Origin of the sequence: Undibacterium sp. Xuan67W (genome assembly GCF_049340165.1) — a bacterium.
Classification (GTDB): Bacteria; Pseudomonadota; Gammaproteobacteria; order Burkholderiales; family Burkholderiaceae_D; genus Undibacterium.
In genome coordinates this window covers 38,203-64,572 of record NZ_JBMPPN010000015.1, presented here as the reverse complement: position 1 = coordinate 64,572, position 26,370 = coordinate 38,203, and the positions used below count along the sequence as shown (strand labels likewise).

General features: G+C 49.3%; 22 protein-coding genes. 15 read left to right on the top strand and 7 right to left on the bottom strand.

All coding sequences use genetic code 11. From position 1 onward, the window contains the following. Positions 1-11: 11 nt before the first annotated feature. A complete protein-coding gene (locus ACO0LE_RS14005) occupies positions 12-1,865 on the bottom strand; it encodes a M2 family metallopeptidase (RefSeq protein WP_422960973.1) in 1,854 nt (617 codons plus the stop codon). Positions 1,866-2,308: 443 nt separating this feature from the next. Here ACO0LE_RS14005 and ACO0LE_RS14000 point away from each other — a divergent pair, with 443 nt between their 5' ends. The 4 genes from ACO0LE_RS14000 (at position 2,309) to ACO0LE_RS13985 (ending at position 5,754) form a co-directional block, all read left to right on the top strand. Beyond that, on the top strand, positions 2,309-3,397 hold the full coding sequence (locus ACO0LE_RS14000) for a sensor histidine kinase (protein ID WP_422960972.1): 1,089 nt from the start codon (positions 2,309-2,311) through the stop codon (positions 3,395-3,397). Between the two features lie 54 nt (positions 3,398-3,451). Beyond that, positions 3,452-4,300 (top strand): LytR/AlgR family response regulator transcription factor, encoded by an 849-nt coding sequence (locus ACO0LE_RS13995; protein WP_422960971.1) that lies wholly within the window; start codon positions 3,452-3,454, stop codon positions 4,298-4,300. Positions 4,301-4,315: 15 nt separating this feature from the next. Then, positions 4,316-4,801: a GNAT family N-acetyltransferase gene (locus tag ACO0LE_RS13990; RefSeq protein WP_422960970.1), complete on the top strand. Its 486-nt coding sequence runs from the start codon at positions 4,316-4,318 to the stop codon at positions 4,799-4,801. Positions 4,802-5,190: 389 nt separating this feature from the next. Beyond that, entirely contained in the window at positions 5,191-5,754 is a 564-nt protein-coding gene (locus ACO0LE_RS13985) for a hypothetical protein (RefSeq protein ID WP_422960969.1), read from the top strand. Positions 5,755-5,862: 108 nt separating this feature from the next. Here the strand turns inward: ACO0LE_RS13985 and ACO0LE_RS13980 are convergent, their stop codons facing one another. Both ACO0LE_RS13980 and ACO0LE_RS13975 read right to left on the bottom strand, forming a co-directional pair. Beyond that, on the bottom strand, positions 5,863-6,654 hold the full coding sequence (locus ACO0LE_RS13980) for a DUF1223 domain-containing protein (RefSeq protein ID WP_422960968.1): 792 nt from the start codon (positions 6,652-6,654) through the stop codon (positions 5,863-5,865). A gap of 94 nt (positions 6,655-6,748) precedes the next feature. Then, positions 6,749-7,858, bottom strand: coding sequence for a DUF2157 domain-containing protein (locus tag ACO0LE_RS13975; protein WP_422960967.1), 1,110 nt, complete (start codon positions 7,856-7,858; stop codon positions 6,749-6,751). A 446-nt stretch (positions 7,859-8,304) separates the two neighbouring features. Here ACO0LE_RS13975 and ACO0LE_RS13970 point away from each other — a divergent pair, with 446 nt between their 5' ends. The 5 genes from ACO0LE_RS13970 to ACO0LE_RS13950 all read left to right on the top strand — a co-directional run bounded on the left by ACO0LE_RS13970 (position 8,305) and on the right by ACO0LE_RS13950 (position 12,207). Then, positions 8,305-10,083 (top strand): glutamine--tRNA ligase/YqeY domain fusion protein, encoded by a 1,779-nt coding sequence (locus ACO0LE_RS13970; RefSeq protein WP_422960966.1) that lies wholly within the window; start codon positions 8,305-8,307, stop codon positions 10,081-10,083. Positions 10,084-10,137: 54 nt separating this feature from the next. Further along, positions 10,138-10,941, top strand: a complete 804-nt coding sequence (locus tag ACO0LE_RS13965) for a pentapeptide repeat-containing protein (RefSeq protein ID WP_422960965.1) — start codon at positions 10,138-10,140, stop codon at positions 10,939-10,941. After that, positions 10,938-11,558 (top strand): nucleotidyltransferase domain-containing protein, encoded by a 621-nt coding sequence (locus ACO0LE_RS13960; RefSeq protein WP_422960964.1) that lies wholly within the window; start codon positions 10,938-10,940, stop codon positions 11,556-11,558. The genes ACO0LE_RS13965 and ACO0LE_RS13960 overlap by 4 nt, the downstream gene beginning before the upstream one ends. Next, positions 11,555-11,836, top strand: coding sequence for a hypothetical protein (locus ACO0LE_RS13955; protein WP_422960963.1), 282 nt, complete (start codon positions 11,555-11,557; stop codon positions 11,834-11,836). The genes ACO0LE_RS13960 and ACO0LE_RS13955 overlap by 4 nt, the downstream gene beginning before the upstream one ends. 236 nt (positions 11,837-12,072) lie before the next feature. Further along, the gene (locus ACO0LE_RS13950) at positions 12,073-12,207 is read left to right on the top strand and encodes a hypothetical protein (RefSeq protein ID WP_422960962.1); all 135 of its coding nucleotides are present in this window, start codon (positions 12,073-12,075) and stop codon (positions 12,205-12,207) included. Positions 12,208-12,688: 481 nt separating this feature from the next. On the opposite strand, the gene ACO0LE_RS13945 is transcribed toward ACO0LE_RS13950, so the two are convergent. Next, positions 12,689-13,306 carry an SOUL family heme-binding protein gene (locus ACO0LE_RS13945; protein WP_422960961.1) on the bottom strand — a complete coding sequence of 206 codons (618 nt, stop codon included), beginning with the start codon at positions 13,304-13,306 and terminating at the stop codon, positions 12,689-12,691. 181 nt (positions 13,307-13,487) lie between these two features. Beyond that, complete coding sequence (locus tag ACO0LE_RS13940; RefSeq protein ID WP_422960960.1) at positions 13,488-15,698, bottom strand: OsmC domain/YcaO domain-containing protein; 2,211 nt, start codon at positions 15,696-15,698, stop codon at positions 13,488-13,490. 448 nt (positions 15,699-16,146) lie between these two features. On the opposite strand from ACO0LE_RS13940, the gene ACO0LE_RS13935 reads away from it, so the two are divergent. From ACO0LE_RS13935 to ACO0LE_RS13925, 3 genes are all read left to right on the top strand, one after another. Next, positions 16,147-16,458: a hypothetical protein gene (locus tag ACO0LE_RS13935; RefSeq protein WP_422960959.1), complete on the top strand. Its 312-nt coding sequence runs from the start codon at positions 16,147-16,149 to the stop codon at positions 16,456-16,458. Positions 16,459-16,966: 508 nt separating this feature from the next. Continuing rightward, positions 16,967-17,338 carry a hypothetical protein gene (locus ACO0LE_RS13930; protein WP_422960958.1) on the top strand — a complete coding sequence of 124 codons (372 nt, stop codon included), beginning with the start codon at positions 16,967-16,969 and terminating at the stop codon, positions 17,336-17,338. 147 nt (positions 17,339-17,485) lie between these two features. After that, complete coding sequence (locus tag ACO0LE_RS13925) at positions 17,486-18,346, top strand: alpha/beta fold hydrolase (RefSeq protein WP_422960957.1); 861 nt, start codon at positions 17,486-17,488, stop codon at positions 18,344-18,346. A 62-nt stretch (positions 18,347-18,408) separates the two neighbouring features. Here ACO0LE_RS13925 and ACO0LE_RS13920 read toward each other — a convergent pair whose 3' ends face one another. Continuing rightward, positions 18,409-19,011: a LysE/ArgO family amino acid transporter gene (locus ACO0LE_RS13920; protein WP_422960956.1), complete on the bottom strand. Its 603-nt coding sequence runs from the start codon at positions 19,009-19,011 to the stop codon at positions 18,409-18,411. Between the two features lie 104 nt (positions 19,012-19,115). Between ACO0LE_RS13920 and ACO0LE_RS13915 the strand changes: the two genes are divergently transcribed. Beyond that, positions 19,116-20,015 (top strand): LysR family transcriptional regulator ArgP, encoded by a 900-nt coding sequence (locus ACO0LE_RS13915; protein ID WP_422960955.1) that lies wholly within the window; start codon positions 19,116-19,118, stop codon positions 20,013-20,015. A gap of 107 nt (positions 20,016-20,122) precedes the next feature. Here the strand turns inward: ACO0LE_RS13915 and ACO0LE_RS13910 are convergent, their stop codons facing one another. Further along, the gene (locus tag ACO0LE_RS13910) at positions 20,123-21,991 is read right to left on the bottom strand and encodes an AI-2E family transporter (protein WP_422960954.1); all 1,869 of its coding nucleotides are present in this window, start codon (positions 21,989-21,991) and stop codon (positions 20,123-20,125) included. 310 nt (positions 21,992-22,301) lie between these two features. On the opposite strand from ACO0LE_RS13910, the gene ACO0LE_RS13905 reads away from it, so the two are divergent. Both ACO0LE_RS13905 and ACO0LE_RS13900 read left to right on the top strand, forming a co-directional pair. After that, on the top strand, positions 22,302-23,783 hold the full coding sequence (locus ACO0LE_RS13905; RefSeq protein WP_422960953.1) for an aminoacyl-histidine dipeptidase: 1,482 nt from the start codon (positions 22,302-22,304) through the stop codon (positions 23,781-23,783). 367 nt (positions 23,784-24,150) lie between these two features. Beyond that, a complete protein-coding gene (locus ACO0LE_RS13900) occupies positions 24,151-26,223 on the top strand; it encodes a M13 family metallopeptidase (RefSeq protein ID WP_422960952.1) in 2,073 nt (690 codons plus the stop codon). The last annotated feature ends 147 nt before the right edge of the window (positions 26,224-26,370 follow it).

The following is a 26,370-nucleotide window of genomic DNA, read 5'->3' as shown; positions in this document are numbered from 1 at the left end:
AACGCTTTGATTTATTGCGCTAACTGCTTGTTCTGTGCGTCAAGCCAGACTTTCAGCGGTGCGAAATAATCGAGAATCGCCGAGGCATCCATCTTATCTTCACCAGACACCGCCTTTAGCGCCTCATTCCATGGTCGACTTGCTCCCATCGCCAGCATTGCCTGATATTTCGCACCAGCCTTTTTATCCTCAAAAATAGAGCAGCGATTCAGTGGGCCAATATAACCTGCTTCTTTACACAGGCCACGATGGAACTGGAATTGCAAGATATGTGCGATGAAATAACGTGCATAAGGCGTATCGGCTGGGACATGGTATTTAGCACCGGCATCAAATCCATTCACCTCCATCGGTGCAGGACGTTTGATCCCCTGATATTTTTCACGTAGTTCCCACCAGACTTTATCGTAATCCTTCGGTGCGACTTTGCCGGAATATACCTTCCAGCGCCATTGATCCACCAGATAGCCAAACGGTAAGAACGCCACTTTTTCTAATGCACGACTCAGCAAGACACCGATATCCTGCGATGCATCGGGGACTTCACTGAGTAAGCCGATTTTTTTCAAATACTCTGGCGTCACGGATAAAGCTACAGTGTCGCCAATCGCCTCATGGAAGCCGTCATTCGCACCGCCTTTAAATAAATGCGGTTGCTTGCGATACCCGAGGTCGTAGTAAATATGTCCCAACTCATGATGAATTGTGATGAAGTCCTCTGTTGTCTGATTAATACACATCTTGATTCGGACATCGGTCAGATTATCCAGATCCCAGGCTGACGCGTGGCAGACCACTTCACGGTCACGCGGTTTCGTCAGCATGGATCGCTGCCAAAACGACTCAGGCAATTTCTCCATTCCCAGTGAGGTGTAAAAGCCTTCTGCATATTGCGCCATCGCCTTGGCACCGATATTTCTTTGTTTCAATACCGCGCCGACATCCAAGGACGCAGCCTGCTCTTGCGGCTTCACAGTCGGGTATAAATTTTCCCAGGATTGACTCCACATATTCCCGAACAAATGCGCGGGAATCGGGCCCGTCAATGGTACGACATCAGGACCATAGGTCTGACGTAATTTCAAACGCACATACTGGTGCAATGAATCGTATAAAGGCTTCACTTGCTGCCACAAGCGCTCTGTATCTGCCTCAAACGCATCCGACGACATATCGTACTGAGAGCGCCACAAAGCGCCGGTATCAGCGAAGCCCATTTCACGTGCGCCCTTATTGGATACCGCAACGTAATTCACATAGCTGTCTTTATATTTGCTGGCCTGCTGATGCCAGCCCATCCACACATCTTTTAGTACGGCAGGATCATGGCTCTGTGCCATGATTTCTTCCATCTGTCCCAGATCCAGGCAGGTACTCGCATCGGCAGGATTCTTACAATATTTTGCCTTGCCATATTCCCCGGCGAGTGAAGTGGATAAACGGGTATAGGCCTCACGATCCGCTGCATCTTTAAAACTCAGATTCAATTGCAGCAGCTTTAGCTTGCGCTTACTGTCTGCGGATAAAGGCAATGCGTTATAACGGCGTGCCTGGATCGCAATCTCACTACCCACCGTCAATGCCTGCTCACTCGCCTGTGCCGACATCGCCTCAGTATCATCGGTAATATGCGTCTCGTACACCCACGCTGCGCGCTGCGCAATCACGGACAACTGCTGCAAGCGCACTTCAGCATCACGCAAAAAACGCTCCGCTTCCGCCACCGTAGGTGCAGATGCTGTGGATGCCGCCTTTTTCACAGGAGGGGTCGTTTGTGCGAAACTACTCACTGGATAAGCAAGTGCCAGCGACATCGTCATCAGTGCGGGAATTCGTGGTGAAATCAGGTGTTGGAAGTAACGCATAAAAATCCTTTTTCGGGCTCTTCGCCATGGATAATGGCGAGACCAGATGATCAATTTAAGAGGATGGTGTTGAATTAAACCCTGATTTTTTATCTAACTCAGCGATGTGCGCTGGTTCACCGAAAACCTACATCCATCCATCATTTCGATGAAATGGGTCGGGTTAGCGAAAAATCTGGATTTAAATTTAAAGGCCGCCCAATATATCAGCAATCTATTTGACTTGTTACACTGTGTTGCGTTTATACAATGGCATTATTTTCACGATGAAACGATGACCATTGGCGACATAAATACCGGCGTTCATCGCTTTCACCTGGCGACTAACAGCAGATTGAGAGATCATTCCGATCAGGCTAAAACGTTCAACACGAGAGCGGACAATTCCAGATGTACTGGATCACTTAATGAAACTTAACCTCATCACTGACCACTGACTCACTATGTTTCCATTGCTTTTCCCGCGCGGTGATCAAAAAGTTATTCTCATTCGCACAATACTAGCGCTGACCGGGTTTAATACGCTGATCGCCCTGTATCTGACATTTATTCGAGAGGGTGGAGGAACATTTCAACTCAACTGGGTGTTTTCGATGCTAATTGGTACAAGCATCACACTGTTAGTCGATGGCAGTCGCTGGCTAATATGGCGACGCAACAAACCACATCCCATTGGTTTTATCATGATCTGCATCGTCGCTGCACCGATTGGTTATTACTTCGGGCATTTTCTTGGCATGCTGGTATTTGGATTTCCAACCTCCGAATTGACTAATCTCAGTGAACGCGGTGATCGTGCGATGGTCATCATGTGTATTTTTTTGAGCGTGATTTCGGGTTTCTTTTTCTGGAACCAAAGCAAGCTCGCAGACTTAAAAGCTGAGGCCGAGAAAGAAAAAGCCCGCAACGCGGCCATAGAACGTCAGGCGATGCAGGCACAGCTACAGCTTCTGCAAGCGCAGATTGAGCCGCATATGCTGTTCAATACACTAGCGAATTTGCAAGGTCTGATCGCGATTGACCCGCATCGGGCGCAATACATGCTAGAGCAATTAATTCTGTATCTGCGTGCCAGTCTCAATTCCTCGCGCACCGATAAGACCACGCTAAAACAAGAATTTGGATTGATGAATGCCTACCTTGAGCTACTCGCAATCCGTATGGGCAAGCGCCTGAGTTACAGCACTCACCTACCGCCAGAATTACAAGAAATAGAAATCGCTCCCATGCTACTGCAACCACTCGTTGAAAACGCGATCAAGCATGGCGTAGAACCCAAAATGGAAGGTGGCACTATCCAGGTTACGGCATCAATGGAAGGAAAGGTCTTACACGTCAAAGTCAGCGATACCGGTATGGGACTACCTTTTGATTATCACGAAGCACCGCCAGCCAATGACAGCGCCAGCCATGTTGGCAATGCCAATGTGCGTGAACGGTTGCTTGCGCTCTATGGCAAAGACGCCCGACTCAACCTGAGCGCCAATCAGCCTGAAGGCGTGGTGGCGCACCTGATAATTCCCATGAATTAGAGTAAAAATTACAGCACGAATAATCCAACGAACTGACCAATTCAAATCACGACCATGACACAACTACGCGCCCTCGTCGCTGAAGACGAACCGATTCTGTCCCTGACACTACTCAAGCATTTAGAAAAATTATGGCCCGACCTGCAGATTTGCAGCGTCGTCGATAACGGTGTATTCGCAGTCCAGGAAGCCCTCGCCCAGTTACCGGACATTTTGTTTCTGGATATTAAAATGCCAGGCAAGACAGGGCTCGAAGTCGCACAAGAATTAGTCGAAGAATGGCCCGACAGCAAACCATTCCCGCTGATTGTCTATGTCACCGCATATGACGAATTTGCTGTCGATGCGTTTGAACATGCCGCCTCAGATTACGTACTAAAACCAGTCAGCGAAGACAGGCTGAGCAAAACGGTTAAGCGCCTGCAAACCCGTCTCGACAACGGCCAAGAACGATCCGGCGAACTGGAACGGGTAGTGGCGCAACTACGCAATCTGATGCCGGGCATCGGCAATCCCGCGAACTCCGGCGGCATCGTAAGCATGCACCATGCTAGTAACAATTCAAACAACAGCATCGAAAAACTCAGCTTAATACGTGCAGCCATCGGCAACCAGATTCGTATGATCCCGATTGGCGACGTCTTATATTTTGAAGCGACAGACAAATACATCAATGTCGTTACTGCCGAACATTCCTCGCTAATACGCGTGAGCTTGCGCGAGCTCTTACCGCAGCTGGACGGCAACCAGTTTTGGCAAATCCATCGCAGCACGGTCGTCAATACACACTACATTCATACCGCCATCAAAGATGAGACCGGCAAACTGACACTCAAACTGCGTGGCAGTGATGATAAGCTTCAGGTTAGCCGTGTGTACGCACATCTCTTCAAGCAAATGTAAAATCAAGATCGCTTTATGACTACCCAATCCACAGAACTGCAATGGCAATGTGCCAGTCTCGATGCCATGACGGCCACTCAACTCTACGATGTGTTTGCCGCTCGCAGCGAAGTATTTGTAGTCGAACAAAACTGCGTTTTTCTCGACATGGACGGCGTGGATAAAATCTGTCTGCATCTGACAGGCTGGGGTAAGTGGGACGGCAAAGAAGCAGTCGCCGCCTATCTGCGTATTGTTCCGCCGGGTGTTACTTTTACCGAAGCATCGCTAGGACGTGTCATCACGACCAAAAATTTTCGCGGCAGCGGTGCAGGTAAAGAACTGATCACACAAGGGCTGCTCCATCTGGAAAAACACTATCCGCAACAGCCAGTACGTATCGGTGCACAAGCCTATCTGGAAAAATTTTATGGCAGTTTCGGCTTTGTCACCGTATCGGAAATGTATCTCGAAGATGATATTCCGCACGTGGAAATGCTGCGTCCAGCGAGCAGTGTGTAGTCAGACTATTTGATTAAATCACACAACCGGAATCATTCAATCAGCTTGCCTATCAGTCCACATCATCTCATCAGCTCTGCCAGATGCTCCCGCTCACTAAGCTGATTGAAATCTATTTGAACCTCACCCTTTTCTCTTGTACAATCCGGCATGCTGTCAATTAAAAAAACAGCATAGCCGGGCGTAAAGGGACGCCATCCCGCACAAGAGGCTCTCACCCTTATTTACTCCTTCCGTTTCTGGATGTGATTGACCAATTCGTATGGCGCAGCGGGCAGCCGATACACGAAAAGGAACAAGCACATGCAAACACTTCCCAGCAATTTTTCAAATGCTCTCCAGAGCAATCTAGGCCCCCTATCGATCTCAGGCATCATGGGAGAACCATCATGAAGCAAGCGACCGACGAACTCAAAACCCGCGCCCGTATTTTGCTCAATGCCCTGGAGAAGCAAACCCCGGCAGCATTACTCAAAGTCCAGCAACTCTCTAAGCGCGCCCGCCGTCCTCAGCCCGACACATACAGTCTGCAACTCTGCCTGAATCTGGTCTCAATCGAGGTTGGATTTCGTAGCTGGGATCACGCACGCACCGTACTGCAAGGCGAGGCAAAAATTGGCGACGACATGGGGCAATTCTGGTATGACGATAAAGCCTGCAGTGTCTTTATGAACGCCTGGTTTGTGGAATACGACGTCGCGCTAGCCTTTGTCCAGGCACGCACAGATCGTTTTTTGCTGCCCTATGGTACGCAGTTTGTCGTGGTCGAACCACCCTATCTGGCAGTGATTGGACTGGAGGTCGATACGCCGCGCTGGCGTACGGCAGGCTATGATCTGATGGCCAGTTACGGCAGCACTGACTGGCAAGTTTTTGTCACTCAGCGACTTCTGGCAACACGTGGCAACCTGCATCAACCTATGCAACAACCTCCGCAACAACTGCCACATTAGTTGCAGCCTTATTGGCTAACTTAGTAGCGATGTCAGTTGCAACATAAAGCTCAACACTAATGCTTACCGTCGTCACAGTATCTTGCATGACGGTAGGCATTTCCTGTTTTACAGATTACTACACAAGGGCAAAGATAATGCCTGTAAGACCTCACCTTTATCCGATTGCACAAACGCGGCAACCGCCAGATTCTTGCGTACCGCATTGGCCGGAATACTGATCTGTCGCGCCACGTTAGCAATGTTATTCATCATGCGAACCGGCTCGCCCCACTCGCGCACCACATAATCATGTTGCAAGCTCACACCACGGTTCTCGCCTGCCTGCACATTCGACACCAGATTATTTTCAAGCAAAGCAAAATACAATTTACCCGGATGCTCAGTCTTGCTGTCGATATGCACCGACAATTGCTGACCATGTAACTCGTCCAGACTAATGCGGATATCAGCACGCGCTGGCACCTGATTAATGCGCTTGACTGTCTCCTTCACATCCCCGCGCCAGTTGCGTAACTCATGCCCGGCAACGAACACCTCAGGCGTGTACACACTGTGTGATGAGGCTAGTTCTGCCAGCCAGCGCTGGCGTTGCGTGAAGGCGGGTTTAGCGAATACATCTTTCCAGCCAATGTAATCCCAGTAGTCGACATGCAAGGACAGCGGCAATAATTGATCAGTGGTCAAGCCTGTGGTTTGGTTGAGCTTGCTGACGAACTTATCTGCGGGCGGACAACTGTCGCACCCTTCCGAGGTGTATAGCTCCAGCAAGGCTATCGTATGCAGCGGGCTGCTCTTAGTGCATACGGGTGTACTTGCTGCGGTGGCGGTGTTCGCCACCAAGACTAGTATCAGTATTGACGTTAGACAAAACATCCGGCGGGCAATATTGTGCTGCATAGAACCTCCTCTGCGACATTGGCGATGGCGACGCAGTACGAACCGCATCCAGTTCATCATAGTCGCAGAAGAGCCCGGTTTCCTTACAACATAGTCATGCGATACCGCGCAAGATCAGTCGCGACTGCAAAGACTCCGGCAATATCGCCGACAATGCCGCCGTGATACGTGCCACATGCTTGCTCCACCACACACCCGCCGCAATCAGCGCAAAGCCCAGCAGAGTCAGCAAAGCCACAAATACAAAACTGTCTTTGAACAAATGCCAGGATAAATCCCCCAGCACCATCGCCAAACCAATCCCGCCAAACACCGCAAATACCCGGCGTGCCAGAATCGCCCCGATAAAAATCAGACCAGCATTAATCGCCAGATAAATCAGCTTACCCGACAGCGCGCCATTTCCCATCGACGACAACGCGCCCCAGAACGTCAGCAAGCCAAACAGATACAGCCAGAACGCATAATCAACCCCGCGACGCGAGCGCAAATCCACAATCAGCGCCAACATCAGCATCCCCAGACCAAACACCAGCGAAATCTGCTGACGCACATGCCAGTTACCGATCAACATGCCAGCATCATCCTGCATCAGGATCGCAGGCACCACATCCATGCCCATATAAAACAAGGTCACCGATACCGGCATCACCAAAAAGCTATATTGAAAGCGCCACAGCATCAGCGCGCCCGCCAGCAAGGTCGCCAGCTCCATCGTCAGCCAGTGCCAGTCTATCCAGCGATGAAAATCCCGATAATGCTCTGTCGTAGCGCTGTCAGCCCACCAGCCCAGCACATGCTGGAGCGCGAATATCGCCAGCGGTACCAGCGCAATCGCCAGCGTCGCAAATATCCCCGCCGGCACGCCCAGGCCGCGCTTATCCAGCCAGGTCGCCAGTGCAACAGCAAACAACAGATACACCAGACTCATATCGAGCAGTACCGACATGCCCCAACGCTCCACCGCCAGCGTACTGAATAACGAGCACGCCGCAATCGCCAGCATCCCGCCCAGGTAATACAGCACCGTCGTACCGCTAAATCGTGTCGGCGCCTGGCGACCGATCATGCCGCTATGCCCTTTGTACCCAGCTTTGCGCGCCCGCGCTTCCAAAAACTGCAACAATGGATCTACCTGTCCGTAGTGCAACAAGCCCAAATCTGCCGCCTCCATCAAAGCGTCTCGCTTACATAATTTGCTCATTCTGTGTCCCTCCGACCTCATCATTTTTTTACTGCAGAGCTTATTAAAATACTTTTTGTCCGCGCGTTGGAAAGTACTCAGGAAGTATCGCAAGCCGATACTTCAGGTCGAAAATATTGACCTTAAAATAAGAAAAATCTGTGCAGCTGTTTCTACAGATCACGTTTTGCCGGGATATTTGCGGCGATTTTTACCTCGATGTTTGCCACACCACCAGATATTTCCTGCCATAACTAAGACCAAAGCTACAGCAAGCCACAGCAAACTAACGCCAAGATGACCCCAGACACACCATGCGCCGCTGGCACAACAGCTAAGCCGCTCAGCCACCCACCAGCACACCCCAACAACCACAATCCCAGATTTATGCAGCTCTGCACTACGGGATCGTAGTGCCCTGCGGTAAAATGCTTGTCATCACATTATTTATTGGAATGACTGGCACCATGAGCAACGACGCAAACACTAAAAAAACCGATACCAAATCTGACGCATCCGCCAACACCCCTGCCCCAGTATCGAATTTCCTGCGTGGCATCATCGATCACGACCTCGCCGCCGGTACTTACACCCGCGACGGTCTGCCCAACGTCATCACCCGCTTCCCGCCAGAACCCAACGGCTACCTGCACATCGGTCATGCAAAATCCATCTGCCTGAACTTTGGACTGGCACGCGATTACGCTGGCCGTTGCCATCTGCGCTTTGACGATACCAATCCAGAAAAAGAAGATCAGGAATATGTCGACACCATCATCGACAGCGTCAAATGGTTAGGCTTCGACTGGAACGACAGTCCTGAACAAGGCGATGGTGGCCAACCCCGTAGTCACCTGTATTACGCCAGCGATTATTTCGACACCTTCTACGCCATTGCCGAGTACCTGATCAATGCCGGACACGCCTACGTCGACAGCCAATCTGCGGACGACATGGCTGCCAATCGCGGTGATTTTTCCAAGCCCGGCGTCAACTCGCCTTTCCGCGACCGCACAGCAGCAGAATCGCTGGATTTATTCCGCCGTATGAAGGCTGGCGAATTCCAAGGCGGCGAACACATCCTGCGCGCCAAAATCGACATGGCGTCACCCAACATGAATATGCGCGACCCCGCGATCTACCGCATCCGTCACGCGCATCATCACCGTACCGGCGACAAATGGTGCATCTACCCGATGTACGACTACGCCCATCCGCTGGAAGACGCGATTGAAAACATCACCCACTCGATCTGCACCTTAGAGTTCCAGGATCACCGGCCGTTCTACGACTGGATTATCGAACGCGCAGCCGAAGGTGGTTTCTTCAAACAACCCGTGCCACGCCAATACGAATTCGCCCGCCTCAATCTGACCTATGTCGTCACCAGCAAACGCAAACTGCGCCAACTGGTAGAACAAAACATCGTCAGCGGCTGGGACGACCCACGCATGCCCACCATCGTCGGCATCCGTCGTCGCGGCTACACACCAGAAGCACTACAACTGTTTTGCGAACGCATCGGCGTCACCCGCTCCGACGGCTGGATCGACTACAGCACGCTAGAAGGTTGCCTGCGTGAAGACCTCGACCCCAAAGCACCACGCGCCACCGCCGTGTTGCGCCCGCTCAAACTCATCATCGACAATTTCCCTGAGAACGAGAACATTGCCTGCAGCGCACCAGTTCACCCGCACCACCCAGAGCGTGGCAACCGCGAATTCACCATCAGCAAAGAACTCTGGATCGAGCAAGAAGACTTTATGGAAGTCCCAAGCAAAGGCTACTTCCGCCTCTTCCCAGGCAACAAAGTACGTCTGCGTTACGGCTATGTAGTCGAATGCACGGGCGCAGACAAAGACGCTGACGGCAACATCATCGCCGTCCACTGCAACTATTTCGCCGACAGCAAATCCGGCACCGAAGGCAGCGCCAATTACAAAGTCAAAGGCAACATCCACTGGGTCAGCGCAGCCGATGCATTAGAAGTCGAAGTCCGTTTATACGACCGCCTGTTCACCGATGCAAACCCAGATGCCGGTGGTAAAGACTTCATGGCACTGCTCAATCCCAACGCATTAGAAATCGTCAAAGCCTATGTAGAACCGAGCATGAAAGACGTGACACCAGATACGCGTTTGCAGTTTGAACGTCATGGATATTTTGTAGCGGATCGTGTGGATTCTGTGGTGGGTAAACCTGTGTTTAATCGGGTGACTACTTTGAAGGATAGTTGGGGAAAATGATTTACAAGTTATTGGATTTCAAAGAGAGCATCAACAACACGAGACGAGACGAACATGAATTTCCGAGAACACGTAAAAAAGAAAATTCAAGAGATAGAGTACGTGAGTGATGTGGGGTCCGAAGACTTGTCTCGCATGGACTTTAGTCGAGTGTACGCAGTAAAGATCACGTTCACCGATGTAAGCTTTAAACAATCAACTTTCAGCTCGTGTTATTTCAAGAACTGCCGTTTTATTAGATGTGATTTTACAGGTGCACATTTTAAAGAATGCTATTTAAAAGGTTCAAATTTTCCTGACTCAAATCTTAAATATGTAACGCTCGAAAAAACTCTTATTGAGGAAAACGTTCTTGAATGCTGTCTTCCTCCAGAAGAAAATATTGCTCGCGATTTAGTTCGTTCGCTTCGGGTTAATTTCATACAGGTTGGAAATTACGAAGCAGCAAATCAGGCTGCTGCGATCGAAGTAAAACTGACCGAGCGGCATTTATACAACGCCGCATATTCTCGTCAAGCTTATTACAGAAGTAAAGACAAGTACTCAGGTTGGAATAGGTTGGACTTTGCTTATAAGCACCTCAAGTGGAAGGTACTTGGGTATCTTTGGGGAAACGGAGAAAGTGTTAGCAATGTCATTTATTCCGGCATTATTTTTATTCTTTTAATCTCGATTTCTGTATTTTCATTCACACCAAATACGTTTAAAGACGCGTTTATTTTGACGTTGAACGAATTCTGGGGAATTAAAAATTCCAATCCACTGGTGTTTCCATATCCACTAGTTCTTACAATCGGCCGCTTCATCTGGGTCGGTTTATTTATGTCAATTTTAATTAAGAGACTTGCAAAGCGATGAACGGTGACGTTTACATATTTGGATCTACCGTTCGCGGCGAAATTCAGAATAATTCTGATATCGATGTCTTGGCCATACCTTCAAATATCAATGAGCGAGAAATCTTTCCAAACTTTTGGAGCGTATATTCCCGAGAAACAATCAGAAACTATTTTGAAGAGGGGCGTTTATTTGCTTGGCATCTTCACCTAGAGGCGAAATGCGTATTTAGCGATAGCGAAACACCCTTCTTGCTAAGTTTAGGTGCTCCGAGACCTTACATAACTTTTATCGAAGACATATCAAACCTTGAGATGCTTTTTAATGACTCAATTTTGGAACTGGAAAATGACTCTCCAAATCTCATTTACGAACTCGGTATTGTATACACAGCATTACGGGACATAGCGATGGTCGCATCCAGTCGCTTGTTGAAGCAGCCGTGCTTTTCAAGAAATTCGCCGTATTTACTGCCGATAGAATTTCCAGTGCCAAATGAAATTTATATGTGTGCTATGGAAGCTCGACTGCTGTCGACAAGGGCGATATCGAGCGATGTCAATTTTAAAAAAATTAAAGAGAGCATCATTTTGCTCCCAATAAAATCTTGGATAAACGCTATCAAGGAGTCCTTATGACAAATACATTTATAAATAAGGTCTCAGCGGAAAGAAAAATTCTCACAATAGTAAATACGAAAATTTCAGATGGTACGGAGCTAACTGGACTAACGAAATACGCGATTGATGCATGGACAAAAAAAATGAATTTTCCAGCTGAAAGTAATATCGCACTAACGCTCAATACCTTAGGGATGCTTTGTCAACGTCTATCTGACCGAAGTCAAGAGTCATTTCATTCGTTAGATCCATTAACAATGAAAAAAATTGACGAGGAATTATGTAAGTTACTTTAGCAAGCGTAGCTTGAGTATCTCCGTATGGTGCGCCATGCGAACCGCTTCACCGCATATCTTCATTTTTACGCCGTTCGTTCTCCCACCATTGATGCGCAGATGTACCCGTAATGTTTATGCGGCTTGTGGCGTGTTTTTGTGCCACGAGGCGCGTCTTTTCTGGGGGATCGTTTCTCAGAGATTGACGAGTCATTGCGTTCAAGGCACGCTGTGATTTTATTTCTCCTGCATTTCTCATGTCTAATTACCGACGATCAAATATCGCTGGCGGTACGTATTTCTTCACCGTAAATCGCTTTCGCCGTCGGCCTATTTTGACCGCCGAATCTTTGCGCGACGCCTTACGCCTGGCGATCCAAAAACACGTCTGACACATCCATTTGAGATTGATGCATGGGTGCTTCTGCCGGATCATGTGCATTGCATCTGGATGCTGCCGCAAGGTGATGCGGACTTCTCTGTTCGACAGTCGATGATCAAACGTTTGGTCTCACAAGCTTGCGCCGATGCGTTTGGCGTGGACGATTTATCTGCTTCACGAACGTAAAGAAAAGAATCGGGCATTTGGCAACGACGCTTCTGGGAACATCCAATCCGTGACGACTGGGACTTTGCACGGCATGTCGATGATATTCATTGGAACCAGGTAAAACATGGTCTGGTTACACGTGCGGGTGATTGGCCACATTCGACATTTCATCGTTATGTGGCACAAGAGATGTTACCGCCAGATTAGGGGATTGGTGCCGATGTTGCCGGGGACTTTGGGAAGTAGGTAATTGCTATGGATAGATTGGTGGGCATGGCGCACGCTACTCTTCTTATCACCCTCAAAATTGCGCCCTATTTCCTCTATATCACCACCCGTATCCAGATCTCATTTCGACGAAAAAACGGTAATGAAAATGGTGAGTTGTAGCGTGAAAAAACAGGTTCACCTTCCAATTTCAAACCAGCTTCACTGGCGAGCTTTTTGAGCAGGCTGAGTTTTTCTTCATATAGCGATTGCGACCAACTACCCGAATAAGTGATCACTGCATAAGTTTGTGCGGATATCTCGCGCAGTTTAACTTTAGGATCGGTCGGCTCCGGCAAGGTGTCCAAGGTAAATTCTTTGGGCATGGTGAATTGCACCAGATAGCCACCCTCGGCCGCAGTCTGCGAGACAGGTGCGGTCATTTCGATTTTGACCGGCGTTGGCGCTGCGGTTTGTGCAACCGGCGCGGTCATCGCGATCTTTTTGCTGCCTTTATTTTTACCGAATATATACCCGCCGAGATATTCAAAACCCTTATTGCCGGCGTTATCCGCCGGGCCGGGTACGATCACTTCGGCAACTAAGTAGGCATGGTATTTTCTGATTTCAAACTCGGGGTATTGTTTTACCAGGTCATACCGTGGTTCTTCAATCGCAAAAGCATTCATGGTCACTCCCCAAAAAGCAATCAACAAGGCAAGCATCTTTTTCATTCGTCTTCATCCTCAATTGTTTTTTGGTAATGACAATGGCAATCGCTATAGCAAAGTGGCATTACATCCGTTGACCACCTAACTTTAAGCAGTATGACCTATTAATGTCCCCACACAAGCAGATACTCTGACATGGATCATTCGTCTGTGCGGTAGACAACGTTATGATCCATTATCAGTCTTACGCCTTACCAGATGCCGCCGACAGCTTAGCCCGCACAAGATGCAACTTCTTGTAGCTATCAATCAACCGCTGATGACGATCCAAGCCTTCCAACTTCATGCTCGTCGGTGTTAAACCAAAGAACCGTATGCTGCCATCGACCGAGCCCAGAACCGCGTCCATACGCTCATTACCAAACATGCGCCGGAAATTGACTTCGTAATCGGCTAGCTCTAAATCGTCATCCAGCGTGACCTCTAGCACAACGTTTAAAGCTTGATAAAACAATCCGCGCTCAACCGTGTTGTCGTTGTATTGCAAGAAGGTTTGCGCCAGCTCTTGCGCTTCCTCAAATTGTTCTAAGACTAAATTGATTAGGAGTTTTAATTCCAGGACAGTGAGTTGTCCCCAGACCGTGTTCTCGTCAAATTCGACGCCGATCAAGGTGGCGATGTCGCTGTAGTCGTCTAACTCGTTATTTTCTAATCGATCGAGTAGCGCTTCTAATGCATCATCGTCGAGTTGATGCAAATTCAAAATATCGTTGCGGAACAATAAGGCTTTGTTGGTGTTATCCCAGATCAGATCTTCGACTGGATACACTTCAGAATAACCTGGCACTAGAATGCGGCAGGCGGTCGCGCCTAACTGGTCGTACACCGCCATGTAGACTTCTTTGCCCATCTCGGCAAGAATGCCGAACAAGGTAGCGGCTTCGTCAGCATTGGAGTTTTCGCCTTGACCTGAAAAATCCCATTCCACAAATTCGTAGTCGGATTTGGCACTGAAAAAGCGCCATGACACAACGCCACTGGAATCGATGAAATGTTCGACAAAATTATTCGGCTCAGTGACAGCCTGGCTGACGAAGGTCGGTTGCGGCAAATCGTTGAGGCCTTCAAAACTGCGACCTTGCAGTAACTCTGTCAGGCTGCGTTCTAACGCAACTTCAAAGCTAGGGTGCGCGCCGAAGGAGGCGAACACACCACCGGTACGCGGGTTCATCAGAGTCACGCACATGACTGGATATTGTCCGCCAAGCGAGGCATCTTTCACCAGCACCGGAAATCCTTGTTCTTCCAAGCCCTGAATACCCGCCAGTATGCCCGGATATTTCGCCAGCACTTCTTGCGGGACATCGGGCAAGGCGATTTCACCTTCGAGGATTTCACGTTTGACTGCTCGTTCAAAAATTTCAGACAGACATTGCACCTGCGCTTCGACCAGCGTATTACCCGCGCTCATGCCGTTGCTGGCAAACAGATTTTCGATCAGATTCGATGGAAAATAGACGGTCTCACCATCAGATTGGCGCACGTAGGGCAAGGAGCAAATACCGCGCTCTGTATTACCAGAATTGGTATCAATCAGATGCGAGCCACGTAACTCGCCGTCGGGGTTGTAAATATCCCGGCTGTAGTCATCCATTATTTCTTTAGGCAACGCATCTTTTTTGCCAGGTTTAAACCAGCGCTCGTTCGGGTAATGGACGAACTCGGCATTGGCGATGTCTTCGCCCCAAAACGAACCGGCGTAAAAATGGTTGTTGCTCAGACGCTCAATATACTCGCCCAAAGCCGATGCCAAGGCGCTCTCCTTGGTCGCGCCTTTGCCATTGGTAAAACACATCGGAGAATGCGCATCGCGGATATGCAACGACCATACATTCGGAATGATATTGCGCCATGAGGCAATTTCAATTTTGATGCCGAGACCCGCCAGCAAGCTGGACATATTGGCGATGGTTTGCTCTAACGGTAAGTCTTTACCGAGGATATAGGTCGCTGCGTCAGCATCTGGATTCAGGGTCAGCAAGGCTTGTGCATCGGCATCGAGACTCTCTACTTCTTCGATCACAAATGTTGGGCCTTCTTGTACGACTTTTTTGACGGTGCAACGTTCAATCGAACGCAAAATGCCCTGGCGATCTTTGTCAGAAATATCGGCGGGCAATTCAACTTGAATCTTAAAGATTTGTGCGTAACGATTTTCTGGATCAACGATATTGTTTTGCGAAAGGCGAATATTCTCTGTAGAAATATTGCGCGTGTTGCAGTACAACTTCACAAAGTACGCCGCGCACAACGCCGATGAGGCCAAAAAGTAATCGAAAGGCCCGGGGGCTGAGCCGTCACCCTTATAGCGGATAGGCTGATCAGCGATCACCGTGAAATCATCGAACTTGGCTTCGAGACGAAGCTTATCGAGAAAGTTGACTTTAATTTCCATGAGAGTGTTCCAAAAAGGCGGCCAAAATTGAACTAGGCGCCATTATCCGTTCTTTTGGCCGTGCAGGATAGGCGGCGGTTAAGTTCACTCAACCACTCAGGAGTTGCTCACTTAACTACCACTAAAGATCTTCAAGGCGAGCGATACTAAACTGTCATCATCTTCTTTCAGGCAATATGAGGTGCACAACTCAGCAAGTTGCGAAATTAGGAAGACCACCCAGAGTGCGCCGTATTTCATCCCCTATATTCGCTTATGAATAGATAAATAGATCGGTCATAAGTACCTATCGACGTGAGCCTGTTAGACTGTCCTTACATTCAGCAGTACGTAATTATTTCTACCCGCTCACTGTCTTCTCACTGCGTTTTCTCTTATACTCGCGCCTTTTGGCAAATAGGCTGTAGCGCTTGCTGGCTCTTTGTCTGACATATTTAAAGGAATCCACATGACGCACGCCCATCCACAATCTTGGTCTGAATTATCACCGCTCGCTATTTCTGAAGACGCGGTACGTGAATTGCATCCGGCGGAATCTCATAAGCTTTATTTGAATACCTACCCGGCGGCAGAAGCGGTCAGCATCAAGGCGGGGCATGCTTTTGTGCTGTATGTACTGCAAGGCGAATGCACACTGACAATCGCAGGCACACCGTTAGTAGTGTCAGCTGCACAGTTAGTCCATCTAGAGGCTGGCATAACCGATTGCGTAGCCGGTTCTGACGGCGTGAGCTTGATGAAGGTATTTCAGCGTGGCTAATCTTGTAATTTATTTCGCCTGATTGTTGAGGTGAATTTTGCAGTTGATAGAAAAAACCACCGTTTATCGACAGAAAACGTAGCACGCATGTCCCGGTAGTGCGCGCAATGCGCACTACGTCAAACGATGAAGATCCATGATGGATCTCATCATCTGAACACTCAAGCACACATCAAGTTCTTTCTATCTTCCGCTTTCTGTATTGTCTGATTATTTAAAAAAATACAGGCATATGAAATGCGGGATAGATAAAGCTAAGACCATTTCGAACATTTCCAATCAACGCATTAACTTAATGTGCTGCCATCTATTGTTTTGTAAATATGCTATATCCTTTACATCCCAGTGCCTCTAAGCTACGTCAGCATAGGTAATGAGATCGATAGAATATTTTAAATAAATATTGAATAAATATTTTCGTTCAAATAAAAAAGGTAACTGGTAGCAGGGAGTTAACTGAGGCTACCGACCACATGCACGAGTTTAGATCCAACTTGACGAGGTTTTCATGATAGTAGAATTAATCGACGCACTGATGGAATCGACTAGGTGGCTCTGGCCTAAGGTAAAGAACGAGAAGGAATTACAGCGGCTTCGTGAGGAAGCTAAAGCTCAGTTTCTGGCGCATCAGGTGACGTCCGGTGATGCCCGTTTTATCTTCAGCGGTGCTGACGCTCTGGTCATGAAGGAAGATGAGGAGATTCGCGAGGACGGGGGTACCGTCTTGTATTATTCGCTGACCATTTTCGCCAGGAATACAGCCGGTGAATATTTTATGTTTGTTTCAAATATGGATGGCAAGCCGTTTTTTAAACATGTGAATCACAGTAACGCCAAGATCGTCCTTGGTGAGATTGATGGCGCTCCATCAGTGAAATAATTTAGCGCGTATCTGTCGCGCTGTCCTATCCGTTTACAGCTCTTAATGCCAACTACCCCGATTGAACTATTGCCAAGAATTCTCGTCAGAGATGAGGTCTTGTCATCATTAACATCCGACCCATCGTTTAGAAAACTAAGGATACACATGAAAATTTGCCTCTCTGGTTTGTTGTCTGCTCTGTTGCCAGGTCTGTTGATTGTCGCCGCTTTGTGTTCCGGCGGCTGTACTACCGTGAATTACACCGCGCAGCAGTTCGTTCCTAAAGATCCGGGCAAAATTAGTTTGTTAAAAACGACTGCACCGGCGTATCAGATTGAGAATCTGGAATACACACAGGTTGATGGTGCAGTAAGTCGCGGCGTCTATATACGTAAGCCCGGTGCGGTCTTCACTGTGCTGTACTTTATGGGGAGCGGTGTCCGGATCGATGCGAACGGTGCTTATTTTGCGAAGGCATTTACGGACTTGAACGCGAATGTGATCAGCTTCGATTATCGCGGTTTTGGCCGCAGCGATTCGAATGGCAAGCCGCATAGCCTGATTGAGCTAGAAAGTGATACGCTGGCCTTATACGATTATGTGCGCAAGATGGTACAGGGTAAGCTGGTAGTGCACGGCCATTCTTTCGGCAGTTTTGTAGCGGCTAGGCTAGCCAGTCAGCGCGCGGTTGATGCACTGGTGTTAGAAGGTACCGGAACCACCGCACTCGCCTACTCAGAAAATATGGTGCCGTGGTTCGCTAAACCTTTCGTCAAGATCAACCTGGATCAGGAACTGATGTCCATCGACAACCGCGCTGCATTACGCAGTTACACAGGTCCCGTGCTAATCGTCAACGGCGCTAATGACGTACAAACGCCGGCACCAACGGCACGCGACTTGTTTACCAGCATTCCGCGAACTAACAAGCGCTATGAAGAAGTCGCAGGTGCGGGTCACATGAACGCGATGAGCAAGCCGGAAACGCTCAAAGCTTATCGCGAGTTTTTGAACGGTCAATTCTGAGTGTTGACTTGCTTGCAGTGCGCTCACTCGGATAATTGGATTTGGTAGCAACTTCGGCCAATTCATAGCAACAAATTCAGGGCGAGCGCCAACATCATTATTCCGATACCACCATCAAGAATACGCCATGCAACTGGCTTGGCAAACAATGGCGTCAACAACCTGGCACCATAACCGAGCGCCATATACCATAGGGTCGCATTACACAGCGCACCCAGTCCGAACCAGAGCTTGCCCTGTCCCTCCTGCTGTGCACCGACCACACCCAGTAGCACCAGCAAATCCAGATACACATGTGGATTCAGCAGTGTGACTGCCAGCGCCGCTAGCAATGCCTGTACCCAGCTACTTTTACCTGTATCGCCAGCGACTTGCAGAGTCTGTGTTCGTAAAGCCGAACGCAAAGCACGCGCACCATACCAGAACAGGAAGGCGGCGCCTCCCCAACTGGCAACACGCATCCACGCAGGGTTGTGGCTCAGTAGACTGCCCATTCCCATGATACCAATCGCGATCAATGCAGCTTCGCAAGCGACACACACCAGTACGGTAATCGCGACATGATCACGCCGCAGCCCCATGCGCAGTACATGTGCATTTTGTGAGCCGATTGCCATGATCAGGCTGGCACTCAGCCCCATGCCTTTTAAGAAAAACGTCAACACCTGCGCCGCTCCTACTTCTTTGAATAAGCTTGCATAGTGCGTCTCTTTACGACTAAGCTGAAGTCAATTTAATTTATTTACGACTTCTTTAAAATTTCTTAATTATGAAATTCGATACTCGCCAGTGTTCAGCCTTGATGTGCGTGATTGATAGTGGTAGTTTTGAAGCGGCGGCTCAGCAGCTAAGCCTTACCCCGTCTGCCCTCTCGCAAAGAATCAGGGCGCTGGAGATCCAGCTTGGCACCACCTTGGTTATCCGCAGTCGTCCCTGTCGTGCCACACCTGCAGGACAGCGCCTATTGCAGCACTTGCGACGCGTCGCTGAAATGGAGCAAGACTTATCTGGCATGTTTGCCGATCAGGCGCAGACACCGGTCAGCATTGCGCTTGCCGTCAATGCGGATAGTCTAGATAGCTGGGTCTTACCTGCATTAGCGGATTTTCTGATCAAAGAAAATATTCTGTTGGATCTATGCATCGACGATCAGGAACACACACATGCCTTGCTGGAAAACGGCATGGTACTTGGCTGTATCTCGGCTGAGCCGCAGGCTATGCGCGGCTGTGAGGCCGAGGCGCTGGGCTACATGCGTTATCAGGCGGTTGCCAGCAATGCATTTTGCGCACGCTGGTTCCCGCAAGGAATGCAACGCGAAAGCGCACGACTGGCACCGGTGCTGACCTTCAATCGCAAGGATAAATTGCAATCCCAGTTTTTGCTTGAGCATTTCGGTTTGCCCGAAAATGCCTGCCCGCGTCATCACATTCCCGCTACTGCGCCGTACAACCGCGCCATTGCGCTTGGCCTGGGATGGGGCATGATTCCAGAGCTGATGTTGAAAGAAATGTCACCAGAACCAGACCTCATCTGTCTGGCACCAGAGCGTCCCGTAGACGTCGCCTTATACTGGCATCGCTGGAAAGTACAATCGCCACGACTAGCGCGGTTATCTGCAAAGTTGGTTGAAAGCGCCAGGCATGCGTTGCTCCCAACGGCAAGATAAAGATATGCCGACAATATCTGGCATCAATTCTTTTTGCCATTTGTGGCAATGACACTCCCCCGGTTTGTCCGGTCTTACCTAACCGAGAGTTGATGATGCATTTGGCGTTACTGTTGATTCGCCTTGTCAGGTGCGACAAATGCAAGTCCCTCCTCGTAGGAGCGGAACACCATATCGACGTGTTGACTTACAACTGACTGCTCACCGAGATTTTCCTCTGAAAATAATCGGATGGTCACAATAAGTGCATGCGGCAAATTGGTTCGCAGATCTTTAACGAAGGGTATCCAGCTATCCAGCATGGTGGCCAGGGGATAGGTGATAAACACGGTGGAAACAAGGTTTACTCCCTCTTCACCAGGTTTAGATGCTTCTCCGTCAAATGTAATACTACGGGCATCAACTGCTGCCTCCCTGAGCGCTAAGACAAGTAACTCGCTTAGCAAATCGTCGCGCTCGACAGAGAATCCCGCGCACAAAACAACAGAGCGCAGCGGGACATTAAGTGATCCTTGCCAGCGACCGAGACGCTGCTGGCGCAGCTTGCGTAAATGGGCGCCGACGCTGGCGTCGAGCAACGATACCTTACGCTGTTTACGGTTTTTCACGCCTCCCCTGGCGCTTTGACTTACAGTTTCAGCGAGAATAGTAATGGCATTCCGAATGCTCTCTTGTTGCTGCATTTCGATGCGACCATTCTGGTAGTCATCCGCCCCCAGAGCAAGTCCAGGCAGGAGGATATGATCACAATATTTGGCGAAGCTATATTTATGTAAAAAAATATCGGCGTCGTGCACGATGGAATCGATATCTGATGAGAGAGCCCGGTGGAAGAAACGCTGCGCGTCGTCAATATTTGGCGCATCAGAAAACAGCACAGTAATCGGCGCCAGTGCGCTGACGTGGCGTCCTGCCACAACTAAACAAAGCGTGAGCGGCGTCGATAGTAAAAGTCCCACAGGTCCCCACATAGCGCTCCAGAAAAGGGCTGATAACATCACGGCAAGTGGAGACAGCCCGGAACTGTGACCATAGACCTTAGGCTCAATCACGTTTGCTGCGATAAGTTCGATCGACAAAAACACGATCAGACATTTGACCGCCAGCGCCCAACCGGGGTTAATCGCAGCGACAAACAAAGTAATAGCAGCACCCGCTACCATCGCGCCTAAATAAGGGACAAAACGCAGCATGCCACTGAGCGCACCAAACAACACAGCATGCGGAATCCCAACCGCCCACAATAAAACGCCAACGATCAAGCCAAAACTTGCATTCACCAAAAATTGTGAAAAGAAAAATCGTGATACTCCTTCGGTCGCATCCCCGAGTGCCTTGATGGTTCGACTGACATCGCTCTGACCAGTCAGACGGATCACGCGGTCTCTCAACGACTCGTGATCTAGCAAAATAAATACTAATAGCACCAGTACGAGGCCAGCCTCGCCAACAGGACCAGATATCGTCGAAATCAACCGCGTCACTGTTTCGGTTGTAGTCAGTTGCGGCGTACGTATTTCCACAGGAATTGGCTGGCTTTGTCCGTTGCGCAATTTTTTTTCTGCGCTTGGCTGACGATTTTCTGACGCAGAACTAAGCGGCGTGACCGCCTTAAACTCTGCCTCCAAAAGAAAAAACGGCCGCTCAGTCATCTCCTGCACAGCTTTAAGTTTGGCATGAATCGCCGAGCGATACTGAGGCAACTCCGAAGTAACCGCCACCAACTGATAGGTCAGAATACTACCAATGCCAACCACGGCAGTACCAACTAAAAGTAGCGATGCGAACGTAGCAGTCACCCTTCCCATCCCAAACCGGTACAAACCATTGATAAGTGGGGCAATGATCAAGCTCAGTATCAAAGCAAGGGCAACGGGCTCAAGTACATCGCGTCCGAAATGCAAAAGCGCCAGTATGCAAGTAACGGTAACAATAGAACCAGAGCCAAGCCTGGACATAGTTGGGAAAGTGGACATGTTTCTCCAGAGGTGATCAAACGCCGTAAATGCTGAAAATTGCCACGACATGCTAGGACAAACCTTCTTTTCAGTAAGAAAGGATTATATGCAATTGGCCTGCAAAACAGTAACCGTTATTTCTAAGGAAAATCAATCTCCGGCGGGGTCTATTCGTTTATGCGATTGTCTGTACTGTCAGTCTGATTGTCCGCTTACTGGTTCTTATTGCCTGCATCCCCGCACAGGCAACGCTCGCTAACCAGATCTGGCGGTATGGTAAGATTGCCGCCCTCAGCCTTCTCTACTGGGGCGCAACAGGATACGCATCGTGACGATAACTTCTAGCATCAACCAACTTTTTCCTCAATCTTTGTGGCAATGGTTTTCCCAGGTATGTGCGATTCCACATCCGTCAAAACATGAAGCGGCATTGAGCGCACACATTCAGTCTTGGGCGAAAGAACGCGGCCTGTCTGTGGTAGTCGATCATGTCGGCAATCTGATCATACGCAAGCCAGCGACCACAGGGATGGAAGATCGCAAGACCGTCGTAATTCAGGCGCATCTGGACATGGTGCCGCAGAAGAATGCGGACAAGGTGCACGACTTTGTCACCGACCCGATTCAGCCATGGATTGACGGTGACTGGGTCAAAGCGACCGGCACCACACTAGGCTCGGATAACGGCATCGGCATGTCATCGGCACTGGCAATTCTTGGTTCTGACGATATCCGACACGGCCCACTAGAAGTCTTGTTGACGGTTGATGAAGAGGCTGGCATGACAGGTGCGTTTGGCCTGCAAGCGGGCATGCTGGATGCTAAGATTCTGATCAATACGGATTCCGAACAAGAAGGTGAAATCTACATGGGTTGCGCCGGTGGTGTCGACGCCGAGATCAGTTTGCCACTGCAATGGCAGACAGCTCAAGCGGGCCACATCGCCTTCACACTGAGCATCTCTGGCCTCAAGGGCGGTCATTCTGGCGTGAACATTCATTTGGGTCGTGGCAATGCAAATAAATTACTAGCACGCTTTTTGGCAGGTCATGCCTCAGAGTTGGGGCTGGCGCTGAGTGAGATCAAAGGCGGCTCCTTGCGCAATGCAATCCCGCGTGAAGCGCAATGCAGCTTTACGATGCCAGCGGATAATGCCGATTTGCTGCAACAGCGCGTGACGCAATACCAAAATATCTTACAAGCGGAACTCGCGAAGGTCGAGCCAGCAATAAAGCTTGCCATCACCACACTGGCTGCTACCACAACTCCGGTACGCGTCATGCAGGCAGCCACGCAAAAGACATTGATCAACCTAATCAATAGCTGCCCGAACGGCGTGATCCGTATGAGCGACGAGATTATCGGCGTGACCGAGAGCTCACTCAATGTCGGCGTCATCAGTACGCTCGACGACAGCGTCAGCATCGTCTGCATGATCCGTTCGCTGATCGACAGTGGTCGTGAAAACATTGAAAACACCCTGCAATCATTGAGTGATCTGGCAGACGCCAGTATCACCTTCACTGGCTGCTATCCGGGATGGAAGCCAGACACAAGCTCCCCTGTAATGGCGATCGTGAAGAATACTTACGAAAGTATTTATCACAGAGAACCGACGATCATGGTGATCCATGCGGGACTGGAATGTGGTCTGTTTAAAAAACATTATCCCGATCTGGACATGGTCTCAATCGGCCCGACAATCCGCTTCCCACATGGCCCGGATGAGATGGTGAATATCACGACGGTCGGACAATTCTGGACACTATTGCTGGCGGTATTGGAGCGGATTCCGGCGAAGGCGGCTTAGGCTATTTTCGGGAACGTAAGCTCATCACATCGCACATTATCGTTATCCATGTTGGTCACCCATTTATCTCATGTGAGAGATGGGTGATGCGCCTGTATCAGCAAGCTTATTAAGTGCCGGATGTATCGTATTAGTGCATCGACCTAACATATGGCATCTGCACATCGCATTAGCGCATCACACCGGCGAGTCGAATCTCATTGCAATCCCGATCAGCCACTTGACGATGGACAGGAACTTAGCCGAACATCATGATGTCTAGCATCTAACGATACAAAATAGCCTGCAATAGTACTGTGTCACTCTTACACTGCGTCATACGGTAACGGCCGTCCAGAATTTATCCCTATCTGAAAGTAACGATGTCATGAAACGCCTCCTTCTCAGTACCCTCACAGCCAGCATCCTCAGCACACTCAGTGTTGTGAGCACACTTAGCTGCCCAGTTTATGCGGCGGATACCGCATTAATCGTTGGCACAGTAAGCTCAGGCATACAAACGGACAGCATCGACAACACAGTGCGGGCGCAAAATGATTTTTACCGGTATTCACAAGGTGCGTGGCTGAAGGCAACCGAGATTCCGTCAGACAAATCCGACTGGGGTACGTTCATGAAAGCGCGTGAAGACGTGCAGCAGCAATTGCGTACCATCGTTGAAGAGGCTGCCAATCAGTCAAACAAAATCGCAGGAAGCAATCAGCAAAAAATCGGTGATCTGTACAACAGCTTCATGGATCAAAAAAAGCTCGATGCGCTGGGTATCCAGTCACTCAGCACAGAGCTGGCAACGATAGCAGCACTGAGCGATAAAAAACAACTGACCGCACTGATCGCCCATCTGCAATCCATTGGTGTGACCACACCATATCGGATGAACGTGGGTCAGGATAATAAAAATTCGACGCAGTACATCGTCGGTATCGCCCAATCGGGACTGGGCTTGCCCAACCGTGATTATTACCTGAAGCGAGACGATGCCAAGATGGCAGACATCCTTGCGAAGTATCAGGCACATATTGAAAAAATGCTGAGTCTCGCGGGCGATAAAGAGGCCGCAGCCAATGCCAGAAACATCGTTGCCTTAGAGACCGGACTAGCCAAAGTTCAATGGACGCAGGTACAGAATCGCGACCCGATCAAAACTTATAACAAACTCGATATCCAGCAACTCAACGCGCTGACACCAGCCTATGACTGGTCCACCTATTTGCAAGCCGCCGGCGTTGCAGGCAAGGTCAATGCCGTCGTGGTGGAGCAACCCAGTTTCCTTACAGGGATGAACGAGATAGTACAAAATACCTCACTCGATACCTGGAAGACCTATTTCACATGGCATCTGATCAGTAACTCCAGCCCTTATTTATCGACTGCGTTTGTTGATGAAAATTTTGCGTTTAAAGGTGTGATCCTTGCTGGCATCAAAGAAAATCGTTCACGTGATAAGCGCGGCGTAGCACTGGTTGATCAGGTCATGGGCGAAGCCGTCGGTCAGGCCTATGTCGAAAAATATTTTGCACCTGAAGTCAAAGCCCGCACAGAAAAAATGGTCCGCTACTTCCTCGCCGCATTTAAAGAAAGTATCAATACTCTCGACTGGATGAGTCCAGAAACCAAAAAGCAAGCACAAGCCAAACTCGCCAAAATCAGTGTCAAGATCGGCTACCCCAGCAAGTGGCATGACTACTCTGCCATTCAGATCAGCAAAGACGATTTGCTCGGCAATCTGATGCGACTGCGTATGGCAGAACATGCCTTACAAATGGCCAAACTCGGTAAGCCTATCGATCGTGAAGAATGGCACATGACACCGCAAACGGTCAATGCCTATTACAGCCCGGAAATGAATGAAATCGTCTTTCCCGCAGCGCGCCTGCAATCACCGCTATTTAATGTGAACGCAGAAGACGCCGTTAACTACGGTGCGCTCGGCATCTCGATTGGTCATGAGATCAGTCACGCCTTTGATGATCAGGGTTCGCAATATGACGGCGATGGCAATCTGCGCGACTGGTGGACCAAAGAAGACCGCGAAAAATTCAATCGCAAAACCAAGGCATTGGTTGAGCAGTACAACGGCTATAGCCCGGTGCCAGGCCATTTTCTAAATGGTGAATTGACACTCGGCGAAAACATCGCGGATAACGCCGGTATCGTTATGGCACTGCGCGCCTACAAGTTATCGCTGGAAGGCAAACCCGCGCCGGTGATTGACGGCTGGACGGCAGAACAGCGCTTGTTCATGGGTCTGGCACAAGCACGTCGCAACAAATCGCGTGAACAACGTTCGCTGGCGCTGATCAAAACCGATCCGCATTCTCCCGGCGAATTCCGCGTTAATGGGAGCTTGAAGAATCATCCGGATTTTTATACCTCCTTTGATGTGAAGCCGGGTGACCAGATGTACCTGCCACCGGAGCAGCGCGTATCGATCTGGTAAGTACATAAAAAGTGAGTCGCAGATGGCGGACAAATACTGTCCGCCATTTTTTTGTTCCGAGCTTATCTGCTTGCGTACTTATTGAGGTATTTATTTGGGCATTGCTGAGTAATTTTCGTATTTTTTAAAATGAATCCGCAACACCCA

What these genes read in the sequence shown, in the direction of transcription:
- ACO0LE_RS14005 (WP_422960973.1), bottom strand. Translation starts at nt 1,865, where the DNA reads ATGCGTTACTTCCAACACCTGATTTCACCACGAATTCCCGCACTGATG.
- ACO0LE_RS14000 (WP_422960972.1), top strand. Translation starts at nt 2,309, where the DNA reads ATGTTTCCATTGCTTTTCCCGCGCGGTGATCAAAAAGTTATTCTCATT.
- ACO0LE_RS13995 (WP_422960971.1), top strand. Translation starts at nt 3,452, where the DNA reads ATGACACAACTACGCGCCCTCGTCGCTGAAGACGAACCGATTCTGTCC.
- ACO0LE_RS13990 (WP_422960970.1), top strand. Translation starts at nt 4,316, where the DNA reads ATGACTACCCAATCCACAGAACTGCAATGGCAATGTGCCAGTCTCGAT.
- ACO0LE_RS13985 (WP_422960969.1), top strand. Translation starts at nt 5,191, where the DNA reads ATGAAGCAAGCGACCGACGAACTCAAAACCCGCGCCCGTATTTTGCTC.
- ACO0LE_RS13980 (WP_422960968.1), bottom strand. Translation starts at nt 6,654, where the DNA reads ATGCAGCACAATATTGCCCGCCGGATGTTTTGTCTAACGTCAATACTG.
- ACO0LE_RS13975 (WP_422960967.1), bottom strand. Translation starts at nt 7,858, where the DNA reads ATGAGCAAATTATGTAAGCGAGACGCTTTGATGGAGGCGGCAGATTTG.
- ACO0LE_RS13970 (WP_422960966.1), top strand. Translation starts at nt 8,305, where the DNA reads ATGAGCAACGACGCAAACACTAAAAAAACCGATACCAAATCTGACGCA.
- ACO0LE_RS13965 (WP_422960965.1), top strand. Translation starts at nt 10,138, where the DNA reads ATGAATTTCCGAGAACACGTAAAAAAGAAAATTCAAGAGATAGAGTAC.
- ACO0LE_RS13960 (WP_422960964.1), top strand. Translation starts at nt 10,938, where the DNA reads ATGAACGGTGACGTTTACATATTTGGATCTACCGTTCGCGGCGAAATT.
- ACO0LE_RS13955 (WP_422960963.1), top strand. Translation starts at nt 11,555, where the DNA reads ATGACAAATACATTTATAAATAAGGTCTCAGCGGAAAGAAAAATTCTC.
- ACO0LE_RS13950 (WP_422960962.1), top strand. Translation starts at nt 12,073, where the DNA reads ATGTCTAATTACCGACGATCAAATATCGCTGGCGGTACGTATTTCTTC.
- ACO0LE_RS13945 (WP_422960961.1), bottom strand. Translation starts at nt 13,306, where the DNA reads ATGAAAAAGATGCTTGCCTTGTTGATTGCTTTTTGGGGAGTGACCATG.
- ACO0LE_RS13940 (WP_422960960.1), bottom strand. Translation starts at nt 15,698, where the DNA reads ATGGAAATTAAAGTCAACTTTCTCGATAAGCTTCGTCTCGAAGCCAAG.
- ACO0LE_RS13935 (WP_422960959.1), top strand. Translation starts at nt 16,147, where the DNA reads ATGACGCACGCCCATCCACAATCTTGGTCTGAATTATCACCGCTCGCT.
- ACO0LE_RS13930 (WP_422960958.1), top strand. Translation starts at nt 16,967, where the DNA reads ATGATAGTAGAATTAATCGACGCACTGATGGAATCGACTAGGTGGCTC.
- ACO0LE_RS13925 (WP_422960957.1), top strand. Translation starts at nt 17,486, where the DNA reads ATGAAAATTTGCCTCTCTGGTTTGTTGTCTGCTCTGTTGCCAGGTCTG.
- ACO0LE_RS13915 (WP_422960955.1), top strand. Translation starts at nt 19,116, where the DNA reads ATGAAATTCGATACTCGCCAGTGTTCAGCCTTGATGTGCGTGATTGAT.
- ACO0LE_RS13910 (WP_422960954.1), bottom strand. Translation starts at nt 21,991, where the DNA reads ATGTCCACTTTCCCAACTATGTCCAGGCTTGGCTCTGGTTCTATTGTT.
- ACO0LE_RS13900 (WP_422960952.1), top strand. Translation starts at nt 24,151, where the DNA reads ATGAAACGCCTCCTTCTCAGTACCCTCACAGCCAGCATCCTCAGCACA.